The sequence below is a fragment of the Streptomyces durocortorensis genome (assembly GCF_016901035.1).
Taxonomy (GTDB): Bacteria; Actinomycetota; Actinomycetes; order Streptomycetales; family Streptomycetaceae; genus Streptomyces; species Streptomyces durocortorensis.
Genome location: NZ_JAFEUF010000101.1, coordinates 6,132 through 9,699, shown reverse-complemented (window position 1 = coordinate 9,699; position 3,568 = coordinate 6,132). Strand labels below are relative to the sequence as shown.

Below are 3,568 nucleotides of genomic sequence, written 5' to 3'. Positions count from 1 at the left end.
TATCTCTACCCTTATAACATTATTCCTTCCCCCCCTTTTGGGGGGCCTTTTTCCGGTGGGGGGGGGGGGGGGGGGGGGGGGGGGGGGGGGGGGGGGGGGGGGGGGGGGGCCGCGCCCCTGCTGTTCAGCTAGCAGACTCCACTATAGGGGCCGGAATTGAATCCGAGGTTTCCGGGGTCGGATCCGATACTTGCGGTGTTGGCGCCGCAGAATGCGACGTTGAACCCGGCGTTCACACTCAGATTTCCGTAGGTGGCACCCTTGTCGACCCGGGAGGTCGGGCGAACCACTGCGTGCTTCGAACTCGAAGACGGGCGGACCTTCGTCATGACTGTGTGCCTCGTCCACGGGGAACCCCGGTATGCGTCACGCCAGTTCTTGGCTCCTCCGATGGTGCGCCCGAATGCCGCTGCGGCTCCGCCGCCCACCGCTGTCCAGGCGAGATCTTTGGCGTATGCCCGAAGCTCCAGATTGCCGGACTTTGCACTGTCGCCAATGAATTTCGCGGTGGCAACGGCCGCGCCCACCATGATGCATGCTCCCGCAGAGGCGACGATGCAGGCCCCGAAAGCGACGACCGTCAGGCCGGTCTTGATGCCATCCCAGTTGTCGCCGACCCACTGGCCGACTGCTGAGTTCTTGAGGCCGGCCCAGAACCCCTCGTCCTTCTGGTTCTGCTTATGCTGCGCCTCGGCCGCCTTGCGTTCCCGCTCTATTCGCCTCTGGCGCTCGATCTCGGCAGAGGCCGCCCTCTGGGCCGCCGTCGGCGCGGTGACGCCGCTGCCTTTCGTGTAGACGTGCTTGTAGCCGGTGTTCTGCTGGATGATGTAGTTCGGTGAGATGGTGCCGCCGACCGACTTGGTCACCTTCTTGTAGTTCTTGCCGAATTCGACCTTCTTGACGTCACCTGTCCCTCCCTTTCCGTAGCTGCAGTTGTACTGTCCGCTCACGCACTCCTCGTACGCTTCGCCGGTCGGATCGGAGAAGGTGGCGGCGTTGTTGTTGCCGTAGACGTACGGATTGAGCTGAGTCGAGTCGCCGGGAAGGATGAGCGGATCGACGGAGAGGAAGCGGCCCAGGGTCGGGTCGTACTCTCGGGCGCCCAGGTGGGTCAGGCCCGTCGGATCGGTGGTGCCGCCCACGAAGCCCCGGTCGCCGGGCCAGGTGGTTCCGGTGGCGCTGCGGCTCTCCCCGAAGGGGAGTTGCTTGCGCCGGGTCACTGCCTGGCCTTCGGTGAAGCCGACGGCCGTCAGGCCGGTGCCCTGGTGGTTCGCGAAGACGAAGGTGATGCCGCTCGCGTTGCGCACGGCCACCGCCTCGCCGCCGTGGGTGTAGTGGCGGGTCGCGGTCTTCGCGCCGGACGCGGTGACGGTCAGTTGGTTCCCGCCCGGCAGGTACGCGGTGGTCGTGGCGTCCGCGTTGCGGGCCAGGAGGCGGTTGCCGGACGAGTCGTAGAGGTAGGTGGTGGACTTGCCGTTCTCCGTGACCTTGGCGAGGTTGCCCTCCTCGTCCCAGACGAATCCCTGGCCACGGGCGCCTCCGCTGCGGGACTCCGCGTTGCCGACGGCGTCGTACGTGAAGTTCTCCCGGTCGCCGTCGTCGGGACCGCCCGTCGTGGTGATCGAGCGCAGTGCGTGCGGGTTGGCCTCGCCGGCCTTGCCCGGTGTGTACGTGCGGGTGATATCGGAGACGCCGGAAGCCGTGGTGTGCCGGACCTCCTTGGCACGGTTGCCCGCCACGTCGTAGGTGTAGGAATGCCAGTAGGAGTCCGGGCCGCCCACGGTGCCGGCCGAGGGGCCTGACGCGCAGTTGTCCGATGCTGACCTGGTGGTCCAGGCCTCCGTCATCCGACGCAGGGCGTCAAGGGCGAAGCACTGGGTGTCGGTGGAGGCTGCCGAGTCCTGTCCGGACGTACTGGAGATCCGGAGGGTGTTGCCGGCGTCGTCGTAGGAGTAGCGGGTGTCCTCGATCCTGAGGGCCTGATCGCCGTCGAGGGTGCGCCGGACCAGGCTCCCGGTGTGCTCGTCGATGACCCGGGTGTCGTACACCTTCCGTCCCAGAGAGCCGAGTTCCGTCCGCACGGGCCGTGACAGGGCGTCGTAGGCGACGTTGCCGACGAGGGGCACACTGCCCGCGGTGGTGGAGACCGGCAGGCCCGAGGAGTTGAAATTGGTGGTGACCCGCTCGGCGGGAAGGTTTCCGATGGCGGGGTGTCTCAGCCACTCCTGGGCGCCGGTGTACTGGTTGTACCCGTACGTCCAGGTGTACGTCCCGGCCAGGCCCTGCTCGGTGGGGGGAATGACGGCCGTCGAGGAGGTGGGCTGGTAGCGATCGTCGTACCCGTCGATCTTTGTCGTGTAGGCCTTGCCGTCCACATGGCGCGTGTCCGAGGCGGGCTGGCCCTTGGCGACCGTGTCGTAAGTCCAGGAGGACCGAACCGTTGCACCCTGCTGGAGCTTCTCAGGGCGCCCCAGCTTGTCGTAGAGCGTGGTGAGGGTGATGCCTCGGGCGTCGGTGACGGTGCTGGGGCGGTCTGCATCGTCGTACGTCGTGGTGCTGGCGCCCTTGTCCGGGTCGTCCGCCGATGTCTGTCTGCCCCGGCTGTCATACGTCCAGGTCCAGATGGTGCCCGCGGGGTCGGTCACCTTGGCCAGGTTGCCGTGCTGGTCGTAGCGGTACGCCGTGGTGCCGAACTCCGTGCGTGCGCTGTCGGTGTAGGAGCGGCTCTCGGTCGTCTGTCCCAGTGCGTCGACGATGGTCGTCGTGGCCGTACCGCCCTTGGGCGGGATGACGGTCGTGCGGTCGCCGTCGTGGACGGTGGTGGTGCGCTTGGTCTCGTCGCCGTATTTCAGCGAGATCTGGGCCACTGGCCGGGTCAAGCAGATCCTCGCCATCGGCGACGTCGACGGCGGCCTGGACGTGGACGGCGACGGCGTCGAGGATGTCGCGGGCCACCCTGACCTGCTCGTCAACGACGGCGAGTTCCTCTGGCTCTACTACGGCAGCCTCGATCACCGGCTGGACAGCGACCGGGAACCCGTTCTTCTGGCCGGCCCCGACGACCCGATCGCCGAGAGCGCGACCACCCTGAACGAGGCGACCCTCGCGGCCCCTGGCGACTACAACGGTGACGGGCGGGAGGACCTGCTCGTGCGCTACGACCGTCCGGACGTCGGAGGCCTCTACGTGTTCCACGGAAGGGAGACGGACGAGGGCTTCGACATCAGCCTCACCGACCGGACCGCCATCGGCAGTAACTGGAGCGTCAACACCGTGCCCCGCTTCACGGCGGCGCCCGATGCCAACAACAACGGGAAGTTCGACCTCTGGGCCACCACTCCCGGTAACGGACGCCTGCGCTTCTTCGCCGACTACACCGCTGCCGGACACACCACCGTGTCCGGCGTCTCGGACGCGTTCCCCGACTATCAGTCCATCGGCTGACCGGCCGGTCTGCTGATCGACGGACGTCGAGGGGCGGGGGGGGGGGGGGGCGCGCGCCCGCCCGCAGGCCCCGCACCCCACCGACGGAGGGCGGACCCGCACGCCCAACCGCACGCCAGGGCGG

The 3,568-nt window shown here is 67.9% G+C and carries 2 protein-coding genes; one reads left to right on the top strand and one right to left on the bottom strand.

Going from position 1 to position 3,568, the window contains the following annotated elements; translation table 11 throughout:
* Nucleotides 1–128: 128 nt before the first annotated feature.
* On the bottom strand, nucleotides 129–2,879 hold the full coding sequence (locus JS521_RS19695; RefSeq protein ID WP_239487534.1) for an RHS repeat-associated core domain-containing protein: 2,751 nt from the start codon (nucleotides 2,877–2,879) through the stop codon (nucleotides 129–131).
* Here JS521_RS19695 and JS521_RS19690 point away from each other — a divergent pair.
* Nucleotides 2,830–3,444 (top strand): FG-GAP repeat domain-containing protein, encoded by a 615-nt coding sequence (locus tag JS521_RS19690; RefSeq protein WP_205084293.1) that lies wholly within the window; start codon nucleotides 2,830–2,832, stop codon nucleotides 3,442–3,444. The two genes, JS521_RS19695 and JS521_RS19690, sit on opposite strands and share 50 nt — an antisense overlap.
* Nucleotides 3,445–3,568: the final 124 nt, after the last annotated feature.